Annotated in this window: 20 protein-coding genes; 8 read left to right on the plus strand and 12 right to left on the minus strand. The window is 60.3% G+C overall.

What is annotated here, in order from left to right; translation table 11 throughout:
* Positions 1-24: 24 nt before the first annotated feature.
* Together AXG89_RS38350 and AXG89_RS38355 are read right to left on the minus strand one after the other, a co-directional pair.
* Complete coding sequence (locus AXG89_RS38350) at positions 25-1356, minus strand: hypothetical protein (RefSeq protein ID WP_062002186.1); 1332 nt, start codon at positions 1354-1356, stop codon at positions 25-27.
* Between the two features lie 939 nt (positions 1357-2295).
* Positions 2296-3477 (minus strand): amidase, encoded by a 1182-nt coding sequence (locus AXG89_RS38355; RefSeq protein WP_075360328.1) that lies wholly within the window; start codon positions 3475-3477, stop codon positions 2296-2298.
* Positions 3478-3654: 177 nt separating this feature from the next.
* Between AXG89_RS38355 and AXG89_RS38360 the strand changes: the two genes are divergently transcribed.
* Positions 3655-3981 (plus strand): superinfection immunity protein, encoded by a 327-nt coding sequence (locus AXG89_RS38360; protein ID WP_075360329.1) that lies wholly within the window; start codon positions 3655-3657, stop codon positions 3979-3981.
* Between the two features lie 18 nt (positions 3982-3999).
* Here AXG89_RS38360 and AXG89_RS38365 read toward each other — a convergent pair whose 3' ends face one another.
* The 4 genes from AXG89_RS38365 to AXG89_RS38380 form a co-directional block, all read right to left on the minus strand.
* Positions 4000-4923 (minus strand): ABC transporter permease, encoded by a 924-nt coding sequence (locus tag AXG89_RS38365; RefSeq protein WP_075360330.1) that lies wholly within the window; start codon positions 4921-4923, stop codon positions 4000-4002.
* A gap of 1 nt (position 4924) precedes the next feature.
* Positions 4925-5839: an ABC transporter permease gene (locus AXG89_RS38370; RefSeq protein WP_075360331.1), complete on the minus strand. Its 915-nt coding sequence runs from the start codon at positions 5837-5839 to the stop codon at positions 4925-4927.
* A 70-nt stretch (positions 5840-5909) separates the two neighbouring features.
* Entirely contained in the window at positions 5910-7226 is a 1317-nt protein-coding gene (locus AXG89_RS38375) for an ABC transporter substrate-binding protein (protein ID WP_062002181.1), read from the minus strand.
* 64 nt (positions 7227-7290) lie between these two features.
* Positions 7291-8349, minus strand: coding sequence for an ABC transporter ATP-binding protein (locus AXG89_RS38380; RefSeq protein ID WP_075360389.1), 1059 nt, complete (start codon positions 8347-8349; stop codon positions 7291-7293).
* Between the two features lie 300 nt (positions 8350-8649).
* On the opposite strand from AXG89_RS38380, the gene AXG89_RS38385 reads away from it, so the two are divergent.
* The 3 genes from AXG89_RS38385 to AXG89_RS38395 are packed head-to-tail and all read left to right on the plus strand — an operon-like array spanning position 8650 to position 10968.
* On the plus strand, positions 8650-9627 hold the full coding sequence (locus tag AXG89_RS38385) for a polysaccharide deacetylase family protein (RefSeq protein WP_075360332.1): 978 nt from the start codon (positions 8650-8652) through the stop codon (positions 9625-9627).
* Entirely contained in the window at positions 9624-10352 is a 729-nt protein-coding gene (locus AXG89_RS38390; protein WP_075360333.1) for a GntR family transcriptional regulator, read from the plus strand. The genes AXG89_RS38385 and AXG89_RS38390 overlap by 4 nt, the downstream gene beginning before the upstream one ends.
* A gap of 25 nt (positions 10353-10377) precedes the next feature.
* Positions 10378-10968 (plus strand): flavin reductase family protein, encoded by a 591-nt coding sequence (locus AXG89_RS38395; RefSeq protein ID WP_075360334.1) that lies wholly within the window; start codon positions 10378-10380, stop codon positions 10966-10968.
* Positions 10969-10983: 15 nt separating this feature from the next.
* On the opposite strand, the gene AXG89_RS38400 is transcribed toward AXG89_RS38395, so the two are convergent.
* Both AXG89_RS38400 and fnr read right to left on the minus strand, forming a co-directional pair.
* Complete coding sequence (locus AXG89_RS38400) at positions 10984-11733, minus strand: YoaK family protein (RefSeq protein WP_075360335.1); 750 nt, start codon at positions 11731-11733, stop codon at positions 10984-10986.
* Between the two features lie 45 nt (positions 11734-11778).
* Positions 11779-12513: a fumarate/nitrate reduction transcriptional regulator Fnr gene (gene fnr / locus AXG89_RS38405; RefSeq protein ID WP_236873709.1), complete on the minus strand. Its 735-nt coding sequence runs from the start codon at positions 12511-12513 to the stop codon at positions 11779-11781.
* On the opposite strand from fnr, the gene AXG89_RS43985 reads away from it, so the two are divergent.
* The gene (locus AXG89_RS43985) at positions 12419-12796 is read left to right on the plus strand and encodes a hypothetical protein (RefSeq protein ID WP_236873712.1); all 378 of its coding nucleotides are present in this window, start codon (positions 12419-12421) and stop codon (positions 12794-12796) included. The genes fnr and AXG89_RS43985 overlap by 95 nt on opposite strands.
* A 119-nt stretch (positions 12797-12915) precedes the next feature.
* Here the strand turns inward: AXG89_RS43985 and AXG89_RS38410 are convergent, their stop codons facing one another.
* From AXG89_RS38410 to AXG89_RS38425, 4 genes are all read right to left on the minus strand, one after another.
* A complete protein-coding gene (locus tag AXG89_RS38410) occupies positions 12916-13563 on the minus strand; it encodes a response regulator (RefSeq protein WP_062002175.1) in 648 nt (215 codons plus the stop codon).
* A gap of 163 nt (positions 13564-13726) precedes the next feature.
* Positions 13727-14566, minus strand: a complete 840-nt coding sequence (locus tag AXG89_RS38415; protein WP_119024813.1) for a universal stress protein — start codon at positions 14564-14566, stop codon at positions 13727-13729.
* Complete coding sequence (locus AXG89_RS38420; protein WP_075358269.1) at positions 14563-15051, minus strand: universal stress protein; 489 nt, start codon at positions 15049-15051, stop codon at positions 14563-14565. Before AXG89_RS38420 ends, AXG89_RS38415 begins: the two co-directional genes overlap by 4 nt.
* 17 nt (positions 15052-15068) lie before the next feature.
* The gene (locus tag AXG89_RS38425; RefSeq protein WP_075358270.1) at positions 15069-15908 is read right to left on the minus strand and encodes a universal stress protein; all 840 of its coding nucleotides are present in this window, start codon (positions 15906-15908) and stop codon (positions 15069-15071) included.
* A 286-nt stretch (positions 15909-16194) separates the two neighbouring features.
* Between AXG89_RS38425 and AXG89_RS38430 the strand changes: the two genes are divergently transcribed.
* From AXG89_RS38430 to AXG89_RS38440, 3 genes are all read left to right on the plus strand, one after another.
* Positions 16195-16746, plus strand: a complete 552-nt coding sequence (locus AXG89_RS38430) for a carboxymuconolactone decarboxylase family protein (RefSeq protein WP_075358271.1) — start codon at positions 16195-16197, stop codon at positions 16744-16746.
* 79 nt (positions 16747-16825) lie between these two features.
* Entirely contained in the window at positions 16826-17665 is an 840-nt protein-coding gene (locus AXG89_RS38435) for a helix-turn-helix domain-containing protein (RefSeq protein WP_075358272.1), read from the plus strand.
* Positions 17666-17785: 120 nt separating this feature from the next.
* Positions 17786-18076 (plus strand): hypothetical protein, encoded by a 291-nt coding sequence (locus tag AXG89_RS38440; RefSeq protein ID WP_075358273.1) that lies wholly within the window; start codon positions 17786-17788, stop codon positions 18074-18076.
* Positions 18077-18108: the final 32 nt, after the last annotated feature.

Below are 18108 nucleotides of genomic sequence, written 5' to 3' on the forward strand. Positions count from 1 at the left end.
CAATGCGCTAATTCGCTAATCGGCTCAGGTATCCGGGTTCGATGCCGCGAAGCTCTCGAATGCGGAGTACGGGGTCAAGTGTGTGCCATTCATCACCAGGCCGAACGTATCGTTGCCGCTGTCGAGCGTGTAATACATTGCCGACTGGATGTTGTGCGTCTTTCTCGCGTTATAGAAATTGCCCAGTTGAGTCGTGATGTAGTTCGAGCGATACGCCGCCGTTTGCTCAGGACCCGTGTTCCACTCGGTGATCATGAAAGGCACGTTGTAGCGAGCCTTGCAGTATGTGGGCAGATCGAAGCCAGGACCTGCGCCGTCGGAACCGATATTGAAGATGTCGCCATACACTTCGTAGTTGTGCCACGTCGTGATGTCCCAGCGTACCAGCGGATACCCACGGGTGCCGTCGGGCTGCATGCCTTCCCACAACGCGTCGGCTGCGCCATAGTCCGCTACGCAGAAGTTGATGCCGCACTTGGCGCTCGACTGAACCGATTTAACACCGTCGATCATGCCGCGCATCACACCGCGCATGGCCGGCCAGTTCGTATTGTTGAAGTCGACGGCCTTGGTGCCCGCTTGCGTGAAATCCAGGATGGTGGAGACCTGGCGCGTCAATTCGTTGCCGCACTCGTACATGGTCACGCCATACGGCTGGAGCGCGGCCGCCACGGTGGAAGCAATCCAATGTCCTTGGCTATAGGCGGCACTTTCGCTGCTGAAAACATTGCCGTAGGCGTCGGTCATGCCCTGGTTGATCAGCACGAACAGCGTCATGCCCGCGGCCTGGAACGCCGCGGCCAGTTTTGTCACTGCTGCAAGTTGCGTGGGATCATCGCTGCAGCCCACGCGGAAGGTCGAACAACCCAGACCCTTCAAGATGGAGACGATCTGAGCCGGGGTATAGGGGTCGTCCCAATGGCCGTTGATGCCATAGAAGTTGCCCGGCGTCGCCGCGCTTGCATGGCGCGGGTCGCTGGCCTGCAGCCATCCGGCTGCATCGGTCCAGACATAACACTGGCCCGATGTGTTCGTATGCCACATCATGCCGCCGTACCACATGAGCAAGGCTACGTTGTAGTTGTTGCCAACAACCGTACCGTCTCTGTAAATTACGCCGCCGGACACGGTCCAGACCCTGCCTTGCTTGTCGATAAGCGACGAAGCCGGCGGGATCATCGTTGCGTCGGGTGAAGCATTGCTGACTGCTGCGTTGACGACTGCCTTACCACTCGATGCGCTGTTGACGGTTGCGCCTGTTGCGTTGCTGCTGTCGCTCGAACCGCCGCAGGCGGTCAAGATGTAGCTGCCGCTCAAAGCCGTGAGGCAACCTAGAAATTGACGTCTTTTTAACATGGCGAGTTGTGTCCAATGTCGAGAAAAGGCCCGACAAAAAGAAGTTGGTAATTTCAGTTTGGAAACACGAAGCACTGTGAAAGCTGCACACTGATATTGCTGGAATTGTTCGTAGACCTAAAAAAGCTTAATGCCTGACTTCATGCTTCAGATTCTGGAAGGCCGTCCCGTGTTCGATTCGGTATGGAGTACGAATCGAATGCCGTGGCCCGGTGCTGCGCCATCATGCACACGAAATCACTGCGCGCCGCGGGGCGCTAACAGATGCGCTTGTCTAGACCCATGCAGGCTTCGGCAAACGTTTCGCTCGGGATGCCGGTGTTGCGATCTGACCCGGCAAACTCTACCTTTTCCCTCAAAGGCAGGCGCAAATCCTACCCGGAATGTGCGGCAGGCCTCAAATGAATTAATATCTTTTCGCCGAAAAAGGGCAAATCTTCTAACGAGCCACTTCATCGCAAAAATATTTCCTCATGAGAATGGATTATTGATCTGATGAATTAAAATGAAAGGTCTAATATTTGCCGGTCACTTTGACTGCTGTGGGTAATTAATGCCCGATTATGTAACAATTTTTGGCTGATATTTACCTGCGAATTTAGCGGAAACCCCTGCTCCGATAAAAGTGACCGATGCATCGTTTTCCGGGCCGTTTTTCACAGGAAAACCCCCTAATATAATAATTATTAGTAATGGAGTTTCAGTAGTTGTTTATGACCTGAACCATCGGAGGGAATACGGTTTGAGTTTTCCGGACGAAACAGGATCGCGCCGGGCATGCGGGAGGCTGCCATCGTCGATCTGCGGAATCTGAAATCAAAAGGTTTGGAGAGGAATCCCAATCCCCACAGGGACTGGAATGACAGCGCGGAGTAAAGGGTTGCGTAACCCTTTACGAGTAGAGATCGATAGCCGGTCTGTTTCGAATTTCGATTGCAACTACACCATCAGCTTGCGGGCCAATTCCATCAGACCCTTATCGCTTCCGGGCGCGCCGATTATGGAAAATCCCAGCGGCACGCCGTCCATCTGCATTAACGGAACAGTGATCTGCGGACATCCGCTTAGCCCCGAAATGCATAACATCCTGATCGACTGGTTTCGATAATCATCGAGTGCGTCATCGCTTTCAGAAAGCAATGGCGCGACGTTCGGCATCGTGGGCATGAGAATGACGCGGCCGCCTTCCAACAACTTCAAAAGGCCGGTGCGAAACTGCGCGCGGATATTCTCGCTTTGGCCGTTCTGACCGCTCGTGACAGTCTTCGACCAGAAAAAACGTTCGCGCACGCCTGGCCCAAGCTGGAAGTCATGCTTCTCGATCGCCGCGCCGTGGCTTTGCCATGCCTGGAATCCCTGTATGTAGCGGAAAGCCCAATAAAGCGCATCGGTGGAAGGCGTCATGACATCGGTGCTTTCGATAACGCCAAACCGCGGCCGCAATGTATCGAGCGTTGCCGCGAAATGCGTCGCGACGTGCCCGGGCAAGCCCGCGAGCGCATCGCGGGGCAACCACGCGTCGGGTGTATCGGCGAGCGTGGCGGTGTCTTCGCCGAGCAGCACTTCGCCCACCCGAGCAAACGTATTCATGTCGCGCGCAAACCAGCCGCACGTGTCGAAGCCCGGGGCGAGCGGCATGCAGCCATCGAGCGATACGCGATCGTGCGTTGGCCGCAAGCCGATCAGTCCGCAGTGACTCGCGGGCGCGCGCACTGAGCCGCCAGTGTCGGTGCCGAGCGCGAAGTCGCACAATCCGTTCGATACCGCCGCCGCCGATCCGGAACTCGATCCGCCCGCGATGCGCTCCGGCGCGGCGCCGTTGCGCGGCGCGCCGTAGTGAGCGTTCTTGCCGGTCATCGAAAACGCGAGTTCCTCCGTGTGTGTCTTGCCGGCGAAAACCGCACCCGCAGCAAGCAATGCATCGACGACGGGCGCGCTGGCCGTCTTGATGCCGGACATTGCCAGCATGTGGGGGCTGCCGCAGCCTGTCGGGTAACCGGCGACATCGAAGATGTCCTTCACTGCGAATGTCAGACCGCTGAGCGGGCCGCTTGCGGCGTTTGCCACAGGAGAGTCGGGGAAGGGCACGAAGGCGCGGGATGAAGCCGGATCTTGGGTCATGTTCTTATAAGTGAGAGGCGGTTCGATAGCGCCTGATTATTACGGCGGTTAAATTTGTGACTTGGACCTTCGCGGCCATCAGGCCTATTCTGAATTTTCGCTTGAACGGACCGCAGACTGCAATGCACGAAGGTTGCATCCACGTCCGGCTCACGCGATCTGTAAGGAGATTGAAAAATGGTCGCAAAAACGCTGGTCCAGGCCCTTCTCGCCGTTGTCGCCATGGTCGTGTACTTTACGCCGTCTATCGTGGCGGACAGGCGAGGGCGGCGCAACGTGCTGCTGCTCGCGCTGATGAACGCGCTGCTCGGATGGACAATCGTGGGATGGCTGAGCGCGCTTTACTGGGCGCTTCATCGCGACAGCCCGAAAAAAGTCGACCGCATCGTGCGGATGCAGACGCGCATGAAGGCCCATGCAACCGCCGATGCAATCGTCGCGCGTGCGCTTGCCCGCCATGTCCCGCCGGCAAAAGCAATCCGCATCACACGCGAACCGTACTGATCGTGACGCGCTAGACGCTCAGCCTGCGAGCGCCAGTGCGCGCGAGCGGCGCCGGGCCAGCCAGCGCACCAAGAGTAGCCCGACGATCATCACGGTGAGCGACAACATGGTGGTCATGGTGCCGAGCGCGTAAATGACGGGCGTGGTCACGGAAGTCGTCAGGCCCTGCAATTCAAGGGGCAACGTGTTCTGGTCGCCGATTGCCTGCGACGTACGCGCGATCTCGTCCCATGACAGCGTAAAGCCGAACATGCCGACGCCGATCACAGACGGCCCGATGATCGGCAACACCACGTGCCTGAAACTCTGCCAAGGCGAAGCGCCAAGATCGCGCGCCGCTTCCTCGTAAGCAGGGTTGAACCGGTTGAAGACGGCGAACATCACGAGCAGGCCGAAGGGCAGCGTCCACGTCAGGTGCGCGCCGAGCGCGGACGTGTAAAGGCCCATCGACGTGGTGTAGTTATCGACGAAAGACTCATGGCCCAGAACGGTGGCGAGATACTTGACGCCGTTATCGAGCAGCCGGAACGTGAGGCCGATCCCCAGCGACACGATGATCGACGGCATGATCAGGCTTGCCACCGATACATAAAACACAGCGGTATCTCCGCGAAAACGCTTGCGGAACGCAAGTCCCGCCGTCACCGAGAACAGCACGGTCAACACCGTGACCACGGCTGCGAGCCGCACCGAACGCCCGAACGCCGCCCATATGTCGACGTCTCCAACGCCCTGCCGCAGCACCTCGAACCAATGCAGCGACACGCCGCGCATGGGAAACGTGAGGCCGCCTTCCGGCCCCTGGAACGACAGGATGAAGATGGTTATGACCGGGCCATACAGGAACAGCACGAAAAGCGCGAACACGAGTGCGAGCCAGTAGAAACTCGCGGGCCTGCGTTCACGATGTTTGAGACCGGGTTTGAGACCGCTGGCGGCCATGTCACAGCTCCTTGCGGATATCGACTACACGGGTCAGCGCCCAGACAATCAGAAGCACCACGGCCAGCAGGATGATTGCGTTGGCCGCGGCAGCGGGGAACTGCAGATAGCCGGTCTGCACCTGAATGATCTTTCCCACCGACGCAATCTGCTGCCCGCCCATGACGCCGACGGTCAGGAAATCGCCCATGACGATCGTGATCACGAAGATCGATCCGATCACGATTCCCGTCTTCGACAAGGGCAGCACCACTTCGCGGATGACTTGCCAGCCGCTTGCGCCTGCATCGCGCGCAGCTTCGAGCAGCGAGCGGTCAATGCGCATCATCGCGTTGAAGATGGGGACGATCATGAAGAACGTGTAGAGATGCACGAACGCGAGCACCACGGAAAAGTTCGAGTACAGCAGCCATTCAAGCGGCCGCTCGACCAGATGCGCGCTCACCAATGCCTGGTTGACGAGGCCGTTGCGGCCGAGCAGCGGCATCCATGAAATCATCCGGATCACGTTGGAGGTCCAGAACGGTATGGTGCAAACGAGGAACAGCACCGTTTGCATGCCCGATGACCGGACGTGGAATGCAAGGAAATACGCAATCGTGAAGCCGATCAAAAGCGTGACGGCCCATACGATCGCGCAGAACTTGATGGTGGACCAATAGGTCTTGAAGGTCACGCAGACATCGGTCATCGACGAACATCCATCGAAGATCGCCGCGTAGTTCTTGAACGTGAACGCCGGGATGATCTGGTATTCGTTGAAGTCCCAGAAGCTCACGATCAGCGTGATGATGAGCGGCACGATGAAAAACAACGCGAAGGTGAGCGTAAGCGGCGTTGCCTGCAGCCATGCGGCGGCTCGCCGGTGTTTCACCGGCGCCTCAAGCGTTTGAACAGGAAGCTCGATCGATGCCATCGCGTGATTACCCATTGTTTGAACTGATCCGGCCGGCTTCATGCAACGCACGCGGCCGGCCCTTGCATACTCAAGCCGCGATGAACTCGTTCCACTTCTGGACCATGTAGATGTTCTCGTCCATCACCGCGTTCCAGCACGCGATCGCTCCCATGCGCTGGTTGTACGAGCCGCCGTCGCGTACCGTGCCGGCCTTCTCGAGCAACTGGCCATCGGGCGCCTTGATGTCCTGCGCAGCGGGCTTGCCTTCCATCCAGTAGTCCCATTCGTACGCCTGCATGTGCGACTTCGCGGTGTCCGTCACGCCCGGGTAATAGCCCTGGCGCATCAGATAGGCGCCCGCCCAGCCGTCCTGGAACCAGTTGATGAACTCGTACGCCGCGTCGAGCTTGCGGCCCTGCAGCGAACGCGGCAGCCCGAAGCCCGATGCCCACGACCTATACCCTTCCTTCAGCGGCTGGAACTTGCAGGCAACGCCCATCGTGCGAACCTTCGTGACGGCCGGCGACCACATCGACTGGATCACGACTTCGCCGGACGCCATCAGGTTCACGCTTTCGTTGAAGTCCTTCCAGAAGGCGCGGAACTGGCCTGCGCGCTTGGCTTCGATCAGGATCTTGATGGTCTGGTCGATCTCGGCCTTGGTCATGTTGCCTTTGTCGCCATACTTCACATGACCCATCGCTTCGATCGCCATTGCCGAATCCATGATGCCGATGGCCGGAATGTTGAGCAGCGCAGCCTTGCCCTTGAACTCGGGATTGAGCAGCTCGGACCAGCTCGTGATCGGGCGCTTGATCAGGTCGGGGCGAATGCCGAGCGTGTCCGCGTTATAGGTGGTGGGGATCAGCGTCATCCATTCAGTGGGCGTCGCGGAGAATTGCGTCGAACGCGCGCCGGTCAGGAACATCACCTTCTTCGGCGCGGTGCCCTGGTCGCCGATCTTCTTGCCGTCGACCTCACCGCGCGTCAGGACGGGCGTGATCTTGTCGGCGAGCTTGATCTTTCTTGCGTCCATGCCGGCAAGCGTGCCGGCGGGAATCAGCTTCTTCAGCGAGAAATATTCGGTGTCGACAATATCGAAGGAATTCGGTTGCGTGATGATGCGCTTGGCGACGTCGTCGGTCGTGACGGGGATGTACTGGATCTGGATGCCGGTGTCCTCCTGAAACTTCTTCGCGATATCCGAACTCTGGTTCACCGCGGTGCCGAGATATCGCAACGTGATCTTTTCCTGCGCGTGCACATACGGGAAGCCCGCGATACCCGCTGCCGCGACCGCGCCCTTGAGCAACGTGCGGCGTGACAGGCCCTGACCCGAACCGAGGCCGGATTCGGCGGGCTCGCTCGTGGTGGTATCGGACGGATGTTCTTTTCGCTCGGTCATTGCAATCTCCCTTGGTGACGTTGTCGTTTCAATGTTCTCGTTCAATGCAACGTAAAGCGGTATTTCATGCCGCAAATGCATGGGCGTCCTGCTCGTTCCACCAGACCACGACTCGCGCATCGGTGCCAAGGCGCTGCGGGTCGTATTCGTTATCGGGGAGCAGTGAGATGAGTTCGGGCGAACCGTCTAGCGGCGCGAGTGTCATGCGCAAGTGTGTGCCCTGGTATTCGGTTTCGCGGACCGTGCACGGAATCCCGCCGATACGGCTGACCCCGCCGTCGCTGCCCGATGTCTGCACGGGCGTCACGCCGTGAGGCGCGATGCGCAGGTGATCGGCGCGCACGGTGAAAGCGCGGCCGTTTGCGCTCAGCACGTTATGACCGCCCAGGAAACGCGCGACGAATTCGGTGCGCGGCCGGTTGAAGACCTCGTGCGGCGAGCCGCTTTGTTCTATGCGTCCATGGCTCATCACCACCACCATGTCGGCCAGCGCCAGCGCTTCTTCTTGCGAATGCGTGACGTGCACGAAGGTGATGCCGAGCTCCTTTTGCCAGCGCTTGAGTTCGGCGCGCATCTGGATGCGCAGGAACGGGTCGAGCGCCGACAAAGGTTCATCGAGCAACAGGCAACGGGGTTCGTTCAGCAATGCACGCGCGAGCGCCACGCGCTGTTGTTGGCCGCCCGATAACTGCGACGGCTTGCGTTCGGCGAATGCACTCATTGCAACGAGTTCGAGCAGTTCGCCTGCACGCTTGCGGCGCGCGTCTTTTGCAACGCCGCGCATCTTCAGACTGAACGCGACGTTATCGAGTGCGGACAGATGGGGAAAGAGCGCGTAGCTCTGGAAGACCATTGCGGTGCCGCGCGTGGCGGGTTGCGCGCGCGTGACGTTGCGCTGGCCAATGAGGATGTCGCCATCGGTGATCGATTCGTGGCCCGCGATCATCCTCAATGTCGATGTCTTGCCGCAGCCGGATGGTCCAAGCAGGCAGCAGTACTGGCCGCCGGGAATGCGCAAGTCGATGGAATCGACCGCGAGCGAATCGCCATATTGCTTCGACACATGAACGAGTTCGATGTCCGCGGCTTCGGTCTTGAGTACGGCAGAAGTGGACTGACTCATATAGACGGACTCATGCGATGCGTTCCCGGGTCGGTGCTGCACAAAAAGGCAAGCGTTGGCTGGCGGGTCGTCAAATGCAAGACACATGCCACTTTGTTCGCAGCGTCTTGAGTTCCATGCAAACCATCGCTGCTATTGAACGTCTACGATATGGCGTGTAAATTGCACACGATTCGAAATCGATCCGTCGGCGATTCAAGACCAGAAACCGCACGATCAAGGTGCGCCGCCGATCCGCTTCGGGGCGCGATCCACCAAAACGGTTCACGCGCAGTACACGCAGTCATCGGGGTTTTGCATATGGACATCATCGGTCATGCCGGCGCATCACATGGACCCACGTTCGGTCCGCTCGTGACGCATGAGCGGTTTCCGTATCGGGCAATCGCCGATACCGATTTGTTCCGATGGCCGGGAGACACCGGACTTGCCGTCTATCTCGGCTTCAATATCGAACACTTTGCGTTTGGGGAAGGACTCGGCGCGGCGCTGGGTCCCGTCTCGCCGCAACCCGATGTGCTCAACTACAGCTGGCGAGAATACGGCAACCGGGTGGGCGTCTGGCGCTGCATGGAACTGTTCGATCAGCTCGACATGCCTTCGGGCACGCTGATCAACACAGCGCTCTATGATCACTGCCCGGATGTCATCGATGCATGTGTTGCACGCGGCGATGAAATCATCGCGCATGGGCATACGAATGCGCATCGTCAAAGCGATCTCGATGAAAACGCCGAGCGCGCGTTGTTGCTTCATTGCCGCGAGCGGATTGCATTGCATTCGGGCACGCCGCCCTCGGGCTGGCTGTCTCCGTGGATCTCGGAGTCGCACCTGACGCCCGATCTGCTTGCGGAATCCGGCTACGGCTACACGCTCAACTGGTGCCACGATGACCGGCCTGTCCGCATGGCGACGCGCGCCGGCTCGCTCTGGTCGATTCCTTATCCGCAAGAACTCAACGACTTGCCGATGATCATCGGCCGTCAACTGGATGCGTGTGCTTTCGCGGACATGATCATCGACCAGTTCGACGAGATGCTTGAGCAAGCGAACAACAGCCGCCACAAGCAGGCGCTCGTGATGGGTATCGCGTTGCATCCCTACCTGGTGGGACAGCCGTACCGGTTGCGTCATCTGCGGCGCGCGCTTCAACATATCGCGGCGGCGCGCGCAAAAGGCGATGTCTGGATGACCACGCCCGGCGCGATCGCGCGTCACATGGACGAGATGGAACACGCAGGGCTCACGGGTTCTTCGCGCCTTCAGGCACAAACATGACACCGAAACCCGCGCTGCGCGTCGCAGACCAACCGCCCGGGCGTGACACGCCGCAGGACGTGGACACACGCCTCTATCAGGCGATCTTCGACGGCGTCCTCAATCATCGCCTGACGCCCGGCACCAAGCTGCCGGAGCCGGAGTTGTGCCAGTTGTTCGGCGTTGGCCGCGCGGTCGTGCGGCGCGTGCTGGAGCGCCTCGCGTATGAAGGTATTGTCGCGTTGCGGCCGAACAAGGGTGCGGTGATCGCGGAGCCGTCGCCCGAGGAGACGCGGGAGATTTTCGAGGCCCGGCGTTCACTCGAACGCGTGCTCGTGGAACTCGCGGTGCAACGCGCGAGCGCGCGCGACATTGAAGCGTTGCGCCGCCAGCTTGCCGATGAACACGAAGCCATGCATCGCTTCGACCAGCCTTCGTGGGCGCGTCTTGCCAGCGACTTCCACCTGCGTATTGCAGGACTCGCGGGCAACTCGATCCTGCAGCGCTACTTGAGCGAACTGGTATCGCGATGCTCCCTGATCGTCGGCGTGTACGAGCCTCCGGGCAATGCGCCATGCGAACACGACGAACACGCGGCAATCGTCGATTGCATCGAGGCGCGCGATGCGCCCGGCGCCATCAGCCGCATGGAAGCACATCTTCGCGAGCTCGAAGAGCGCATCGAAACATCACGCATGCAAGGCGAGAAAAGCCTTGGGCAACTGCTCGGCATGGTTCAACCCTGAGCAAGCAAACACCGGACAGTCCATCATGGAAATCGACTTCGAAGCCATTACCGAATATCAGCGTTACAAACTCATGGCTAGCCTGATCGTGCCGCGTCCCATCGCGCTCGTCACCACCTTGAGCGAGACCGGCACGATCAACGCAGCACCGTTCTCGATGTTCAACATGATGGGCGAGGAACCGCCCATTGTGATGATCAGCATCAATCGTCTCGACGATGGATCGCTCAAGGACACCGCCACGAACATTGCGCGCAGCCGCGAGTTTGTCGTGCATCTCAGCGACGAGGCGATGGCCGAGAAGATGCATCGCTGCGGAGAGCGCCTGCCGCCCGATGTCAGCGAGCTCGAAAAAGTCGGGCTCACGCCGGTTGCGAGTTCGCACGTCGCGCCGCCGAGAATCGTAGAGGCGCCGGTGGCGTTCGAATGTACGTTATGGGAGACGCTGGAAACCACGAGCCGGCATATTTTCATCGGTCGGGTTCACCGGCTGCACGCGCGCGACGAACTCATCGATACCGAAACCTGGCGCGTGCGGCTGCAGCATTACTTTCCGGTCGGGCGCTTCGGTGCCAGCGATTATGTGACCACGCGGGATCGCTTCACGCTCGGTTGAGCAGGCGTCAATACGTCAATGCCGCTGGCCAACGAGATCATCGACCAGCGGCACGACCGCGAGCACCACGAGCATTGCGGCGAGCGGTATGGTTGCGATAAAACCGACGTACTTGAATCCCATCGCCCCCGCAATCCCGCCGGTAAAAAACATCCCCAGCAACGACGCGAGCAGCCCGAGCTTCGACCGGTCCGCCGTCACGGCTTTCATGCCGGGTTCATCGGTCGAAGCGTTCCAGTACACGAGCTTGCCAAGCTCGATACCCATATCGGTTACAAGCCCGGTCACGTGCGTGGTGCGGATTTCCGCCTTGGAGATCTTGGTGATCATTGCGTTCTGCAGGCCCATCACAAAGCAGAGCAACGCGACCGTGGCCGGGACGAACAAGATCCGGTCCTGTTCCAGGTTCGCGCCGATCAGCCCAAAGAGCAGCAGCAACGCAGCTTCGAGCAGCAAGGGCAACGCGTATTCGCTTTGCGCTGCGCGCCGCCTGCCCCAGTTGATCATGATCGCGGACGTGGCGGCGCCCGACATGAACGCCACGAGCGAACTGAGGCCCGCGACAACGAGACCCGTCTCGCCGAGCGACAGGTTATCGGCCAGCGCCGACACCACGCCGGACATGTGCGACGTGTACTGGCCGACGGCAAGAAAACCGCCGGCGTTCGCAGCGCCTGCAATGAACGCAAGCCAGCGCCCGAGGCGCCGGTTGCTCTGGTCGGTGCGTTCGGGCCGCGTGAAGCTGCGCAAATAATTCAGGGGCATCGTGTTCCGCCATCGGCATTGCGAGCCGCGATGTGAGGCGCCCAGTCAGACTTCGGCGAGCCGCTCGCTGTCGACGATCCGGATCTGCTTGCCGTTCGTATCGACGATCCGTTCTTTTTGTAGCTTCGAGAACATCCGGCTCACCGTCTCGAGCTTCAACCCGAGATAGCTGCCAATCTCTTCTCGCGTCATGCGCAGGTTGAACTCTGCCGCCGAATAGCCACGTACCTTCATCCGCGTAGACAGATTCATCAGGAAGGTCGCGACGCGCTGCTCGGCGGTCATCGTGCCCAACATCATCATCAGGCCGGATTCCCTCACGATCTCGCCGCTCATCATCCGGTGGACATGCTGCTGCACGGCTTTGACGTCGTGGCAGAGCTCCTCCAGGAGGTCGAAGGGGATCACGCAAACCTTGCTGTCTTCGAGCGCAATTGCATCGCAGTTCTGTTCGCCTGAGCAGACGCCGTCGAGTCCAAGCGGTTCGCCCGCGATGTGAAAACCCGTGACCTGCTGCTGCCCGTCGCGATGCGTGACCACGGTCTTGAAACAGCCCGTGCGCACGGCGTAAATGCTTTTAAACGCGTCTCCCGTGCGGTACAGCGTCTCGCCGCGCCGCACGAGCCGGGTCGAGCAGACGATCGCATCGAGCCTGTCGAGTTCGGCGCCGGTCAGTTGCGTTGGCATGCAGATCGCGTGCAGGGAGCAGGCGGAGCAGCGGGTGTCGGGGCGCGTAGCGGACGTAGCGGACGTAGCGGACGTAGCGGACGTAGCGGACAAAGTGGCGCTGGCTGCGGACCACTGCGACGCGCGGTTAATAGCGGGCGAATTCGATACTGAAGGTGCGCAAGCGGTCGCTGACGTCATGACGTCTCCCGTGAGTGGTTTGCATCGGTGCGTTGCGCGGCGGCTGGCGGGGCGTGCCTATGGTGCGCGCAGCGGGTGCGGAGCGGAGCGTCTCGCCATGGAGATGTCGCGCAGAGGCGCAGAAGATCCGCCGGCGGGGCGATGGGCCGCTTGTCGGCTTTCGCCGATGTTCCCGGAGCAAGCCGGCGCCCAGTGAGACAAGTATGAGTGACTCTATCTCAAAATAAAATCAGCGAGCGGCAGCGCTCGATGTAGGGATTTGGGAGTCTTTGTAGGGAACGGACTACACGCGTTGATCGCATCATCCGGATGCCATCAAGTCTCGTGGTCGTCTTCGAACAGTTTGTGCCGCACGGCGTAGCGCACGAGCGCCGCGTCGTGGGGCATCTGCATCTTGTCGAGAATGCGGGTCTTGTAGGTGCTGATGGTCTTCGCGCTGACCGAGAGCGCCTGGGCGATCTGCGTGATCGTTTCTCCGCTCGCAATGCGCCGGAACACCTCGAATTCACGGTCGGAAAGCCGCTGATGCGGCAGGTCGTCGCCACGGTCGTGCAGGCTCAGCGCCAGGCGTTCGGCCATGGTGAGGCTGACATACACGCCGCCCGATGCAATCTTGTTGACGGCCGCGACCAGCTCGGCGCTCGCGCTTTCCTTGGTGAGATACCCCGACGCCCCGGCCTTGAACGCACGCACCGCGTATTGCTGCTCGGCGTGCATGGTCAGGATGAGCACGCGCAGCGCCGGCTTTTCGTCCTTGATCTGCTTGAGCAGTTCAACACCATTGCGGCCGGGCATCGACAGGTCGAGCACGAGCACATCGGCTGGAATCTCGCGGATCATCGCGATGGTCGTGGCGCCATCGCTGGCCTCGCCCGCCACTTCCACGCCGTCGGCATTGTCCAGGATATGGCGCAGTCCGTCCCGAACGAGAGTGTGGTCATCGGATAACAAGACCCGGGTCATTGCTTGAGATCGTCCTCGGTGCGCACCGTATAAACGCCGCGGGTGCTGGGTTGCCGTCTGGTGGAACGGCACGTGTCAGAAAAAAAGATGCCCGCAAACTGGCGGGCATTAAGGATGCGCAAGGACACTGAGCCATGAACGCATTGTTGAAACTCGTGAGGCATTAGTGCGACATTAGCACGGGCGCGGTCATGCTTTCCAGTAGCGATCGTGTAACACCCCCAAGAAAACGCTCGTGCAACCGCGTATGTCCGTATGCGCCAAGCACCAGCAGATCCGAGTCGGTGTCCGCCAGGACATCGAGCAAAGTGGCGCCTGTACTTACGCCGGAGGCAGGCGGCATCGATAAGACACCGGCCCGCACCTCGTGGTGTTCAAGATACGCTGCAAGCGTATGTCCTGTGTTTTTACCGGCTTCGCCATCTTCTTCGCGATGCCGCTCGACGGTCACGATCTGCACCGAACGCGCATGCCTCAAAACGGGAAGGGCGTCCGCCACGGCGCGCGCTGCGGCGCGACTGCCGTCCCATGCAATGAGCACGGTCTCGCCGAACCGGTCGACACGGCCGGCATACGGAAGGAGGATCGCGGGCCGGCCGCAGCGCATCACGACGTCATCGGCAAAATGCTCGGCAATAAACGCCGCCGGGTCCGCAGGATCGGCCTGCCCGAGGACGATCAGGTCGGCGTGGCGCGCGTGCAACGTCGCCGTAAGCACCGACGGCCCGACGGGCGCGCGCCATTCCGATGTGGCCGCGGCTAACCGCGTCGCCGATAAAAAGTGATCGTTCGCCCGCGCGAGTCGGGCGCGGGCCTGCGCCTCGTGGACGGCAAGGCTCAGGCTTTCGTCTGACTTTACGAGTGGGCGCAGCTCATTCCGGCAGACCATGTACAGCCCGATCAGATGGGCGTTGTGCTTGAGGGCAAGGTCGACGGCGAAGTCGACCCGCGCGCCGCTGCGCCGGCTGTCATCGATATGCACGAGGATGGTCTTGTAGCTCATGTCAGCACTCCCGCAACGTCCGGTTTCATTTGTGTGGGCGGATGATGCGGAACGAGCAACACCGGCATTGTGGAGAGGCGCAGGAAATGTTCGGCGACGCTGCCAAGCAAAAGCCGCCGCCAGCCGCGCCTGCCGTGCGTGCCCATCACGATGAGGTCGGCATCGAAGGCTTGCGCCGTATGCTCGATGCGTTGCGCGATGTCGTCGGCAAGCGGCTCGACTTCGACCATGCTTGTCGTGCCCTTCACGCCGTAGCGTTTCATCTTCGCGGCTGCATCGGCGAGAACGTGTTCGCCTTCGGTCACAAAGGCGTCGCGTATCGGGGTGGGATCAAACGCCGCGCCCGAATACGATAGCGGCGGGACATCGATTACGTAGACGGGCCTGAGCTCGGCGCCGTGATCTCGCGCGAGTTCGAGCGCCGCCTCCAGTGCGCGGCTGGAGGTCTCGCTGCCGTCGACGGGCGCAATGATTCGCTTATACATGGCAATTCTTCCTGTGATCAATGCGACATGAGTACGGGGACGGTCATCGACTGGAACATGCTGCGCGTGACGCCCCCCATGACCAGTTCCTGCCAGCGCGAGTGGCCGTACGCGCCCATCACGATCAGATCGGCGCCCAGTTCCGCTGCCTTCGAGAGCAGCAGGCCGCCTGCCGCCGTGTTTTCGATGTGTCCGAGCCGGACCACGTTTGCTTTCACGTCATGCCGTGCAAGGACGAGCGCGATGTCCGCGCCGGGGATGCGATCGCCGCACGCCGCGTCATGTAATTCGTCGACCGTCACGATGGTGGTCCGCTTCGCCCGCCGCAAGAGCGGCAACGCATCATGCACGGCGCGCACGGACTCGCGGCTGCCGTTCCACGCGACCATCACGTTTTCGCTGAACGTCGTGAACTCGCGGGCGTACGGGTGGAAAAGCACCGGGCGGCCTGCGGACATCACGAGCGCTTCCGGAAAATGATCGGCAATAAACGATTCGGGATCGTCCGGATCTTCCTGTCCGGCAATGACGAGATCGGCACACCGCGCTAGGTGGGTGATGTCATCGTTCGGATAGTCGATGTTGCCGGCCCAGCGTCCAGCTACACCGGCGTCTTCCAGTTCTGCGTGGAAGACCTGTTCCAGCGCGCTCTGCCGCTCGAGACGCAGCTTGCGATGCTCCTGGAAATACTCGGAATAACCGGCCATTACGTAAAAGGTCCGCGGGTCCGGCGTGAAGCTGGTCAAGGCTCCCGTAAGATGCGCGCCGTATTGCCGGGCGAGCCGCATTGCGAACTTGAGGCGCGCGGTCGAGCGTGAACTGGTGTCGAGCTGGACCAGGATGCTTGTGAGGCTCATCGCAGAAACTCCGTTGGTGGGTGCTCGCGGTGGCCTACCTGTCAGGCGCCCGGCGCTTGACGAAAAGTCTATGGGCTCAGGAATCCCGTCCCTTGATGTAGATCAACGATCTCGCCCACGCGCGGGGCGTCGAAATGCACGCCGACGAACTCTGCGTTATTACATCGGAGGTAATTGAACATATTCCTGCGCTCTCTAAGATGAGAGTCATCCCCTGGCACATCAGCTCGCCTGGGGGACACGAAATGCTCATGTTGTTTGTTCAAATCCATCGAAGGAGTTAGGAATGCAAAGCTTTAGACTTTATACGATCGAATCGGCGCCGGCACAATCGCGGCCCACGCTCGAAGCCCTCGTTGAAAAATTCGGCTTTTTGCCGAACGTCATGGCGACCATGGCCGCCAACCCGGTTTTGCTCAACGGCTTCGCGGGCAGCTTCGCGAGTTTTCATGGCGGAAGTCTCGACGAATGCGAGAAACAGACCCTGCTGCTCACGAACGCGGTCACGATCAAGTGCCCTTGGACGGTGGCGGCGCATTCCACCTTTGCCCTTGAAGATGGCATGGCCGAAGCAGACGTCAACGCGATCCGTGCAGGAAAATTGCCAGCCGATCCTAAATATGCGGCGCTTTCGGGCTTGAGCCGGGCGCTGATCGAAAAACGCGGTAACGTGAGCGAGGGCGATATCGAGCGGTTTACATCGGCGGGATATTCGCCGCTTCAGATATTCGAGGTGATCACGAGTATCGGGATATCGACGATGGCCGCGACGACGACCAACATGGCCGGCACGCCGGTCGAAGACCGGTTCAAGGCTCAGGCGTGGGTCCCTGCATGACTGTTGGCGCGGGGTACGCGCGGCTCGACTGGAGTTGAGCGTATCCTGATCGACCGAACCCGCATTGAATGAGTATGGAATGAAGTCCTCTGCCAAACCTGTTACTGAACTCGGCACGCTGCTGCGCCAATGGCGAAGTACGCGCGGCAGGAGCCAGTTCGATCTCTCGCTGGATGCCGGCGTGTCGCAACGGCATGTCAGCTTCATAGAGAGCGGGCGGAGCGCGCCGAGCCGCCAGACGCTCCTCAATCTTGCGCAGGCGCTCGACATTCCGCTTCGCGAGCGCAACGCGTTGTTGCTCGCTGCGGGTTTCGCGCCCATGTATTCCGAAGGCGCCTGGAACGCGGAGGAAATGCAGAGCGTGACAGGGGCGCTCGCGCGCATGTTGAAGCAGCACGAACCGTTTCCGGCAGTCGTGATGGACCGCTACTGGAACGTGCTTTTGCCCAATGAATCGGCGCCGCGTTTCTTCAATCGCTTCATCGACCTGTCCGCGCGAAAAACGCCTCGCAACATGCTGCACCTGATGTTCGATCCCGATGGCATGCGGCCGTTCATCGCCAACTGGGAGGAGGTCGCCAGGAGCTTGATTCAGCGCGTGCATCGTGAATCGGTCGGGCGGGTTATCGATGAAAAGACGCGCGAGTTGATCGACGCGCTGCTCGCTTATCCCGACGTCAAGACCGTCTGGAAATCTGCGGAGACCCTCGACGCCGGACCGGCTACGCGCAGCACGCCGGTCATCCCCATCAGCTTCGCCAAGGACGGCGCGACACTCAATTACTTCTCCATGGTCACGACCGTCGGCACGCCGCAAACGGTTGCTGCGGAGGAGTTGCGAATCGAATCCTTGTTTCCTGCCGACGATGCAACCGAGGCGCTTCATCTCCGGATGCTCGGACACGCTCACGCGGAATGAAACGACGGTGTGTTTACGAAATCTATACGCCGCAAACCCCTTCTTCAACACAATAAATACCTGCAAACCTGAACAATTGGGGTTGATGCTGGCTATAGAACTACTAAAGGCGGGGAAACAATGACCGATGACGCCGAGGCTTTGATCGATGAAATGCAGCGCTACGCGTGCGCCCGCATTCACGATGTACAACGCGGCGCGGAAACGCCCGCACTCGCAGCGCTGATGGTGGAGAAGTTCGGCGAAGGTTTGATGAAGGCGGGGTACTTGTTGAAGGTGGAACGGTTCGATGCCCTCACGCACGAGATCGACCGCCTGGTGCGCGAGATCGATGCGCACTATCCGACGCACCTTCAGTACAGGTTCGAGGCGCGGCCCGCAGGTCTCGCAATCAACGGTACGGTGTTTTGAGCACTGGCGTGCAGACCTGTCCGCCAGCCCCT

It is taken from the genome of Burkholderia sp. PAMC 26561, assembly GCF_001557535.2.
In the GTDB taxonomy this organism is placed as follows: domain Bacteria; phylum Pseudomonadota; class Gammaproteobacteria; order Burkholderiales; family Burkholderiaceae; genus Caballeronia.

Bases quoted from the DNA above. Each gene is read 5' to 3' on its own strand.
- AXG89_RS38385 (WP_075360332.1), top strand. From the start codon at position 8,650: ATGGACATCATCGGTCATGCCGGCGCATCACATGGACCCACGTTCGGT.
- AXG89_RS38370 (WP_075360331.1), bottom strand. From the start codon at position 5,839: ATGGCATCGATCGAGCTTCCTGTTCAAACGCTTGAGGCGCCGGTGAAA.
- AXG89_RS38435 (WP_075358272.1), top strand. From the start codon at position 16,826: ATGAAGTCCTCTGCCAAACCTGTTACTGAACTCGGCACGCTGCTGCGC.
- AXG89_RS38440 (WP_075358273.1), top strand. From the start codon at position 17,786: ATGACCGATGACGCCGAGGCTTTGATCGATGAAATGCAGCGCTACGCG.
- AXG89_RS38380 (WP_075360389.1), bottom strand. From the start codon at position 8,349: ATGAGTCAGTCCACTTCTGCCGTACTCAAGACCGAAGCCGCGGACATC.
- AXG89_RS38410 (WP_062002175.1), bottom strand. From the start codon at position 13,563: ATGACCCGGGTCTTGTTATCCGATGACCACACTCTCGTTCGGGACGGA.
- AXG89_RS38365 (WP_075360330.1), bottom strand. From the start codon at position 4,923: ATGGCCGCCAGCGGTCTCAAACCCGGTCTCAAACATCGTGAACGCAGG.
- AXG89_RS38420 (WP_075358269.1), bottom strand. From the start codon at position 15,051: ATGTATAAGCGAATCATTGCGCCCGTCGACGGCAGCGAGACCTCCAGC.
- AXG89_RS38390 (WP_075360333.1), top strand. From the start codon at position 9,624: ATGACACCGAAACCCGCGCTGCGCGTCGCAGACCAACCGCCCGGGCGT.
- AXG89_RS38350 (WP_062002186.1), bottom strand. From the start codon at position 1,356: ATGTTAAAAAGACGTCAATTTCTAGGTTGCCTCACGGCTTTGAGCGGC.
- AXG89_RS38415 (WP_119024813.1), bottom strand. From the start codon at position 14,566: ATGAGCTACAAGACCATCCTCGTGCATATCGATGACAGCCGGCGCAGC.
- AXG89_RS38360 (WP_075360329.1), top strand. From the start codon at position 3,655: ATGGTCGCAAAAACGCTGGTCCAGGCCCTTCTCGCCGTTGTCGCCATG.
- AXG89_RS38395 (WP_075360334.1), top strand. From the start codon at position 10,378: ATGGAAATCGACTTCGAAGCCATTACCGAATATCAGCGTTACAAACTC.
- AXG89_RS38430 (WP_075358271.1), top strand. From the start codon at position 16,195: ATGCAAAGCTTTAGACTTTATACGATCGAATCGGCGCCGGCACAATCG.
- AXG89_RS43985 (WP_236873712.1), top strand. From the start codon at position 12,419: ATGCAGATCGCGTGCAGGGAGCAGGCGGAGCAGCGGGTGTCGGGGCGC.
- AXG89_RS38400 (WP_075360335.1), bottom strand. From the start codon at position 11,733: ATGCCCCTGAATTATTTGCGCAGCTTCACGCGGCCCGAACGCACCGAC.
- AXG89_RS38355 (WP_075360328.1), bottom strand. From the start codon at position 3,477: ATGACCCAAGATCCGGCTTCATCCCGCGCCTTCGTGCCCTTCCCCGAC.
- AXG89_RS38375 (WP_062002181.1), bottom strand. From the start codon at position 7,226: ATGACCGAGCGAAAAGAACATCCGTCCGATACCACCACGAGCGAGCCC.
- AXG89_RS38425 (WP_075358270.1), bottom strand. From the start codon at position 15,908: ATGAGCCTCACAAGCATCCTGGTCCAGCTCGACACCAGTTCACGCTCG.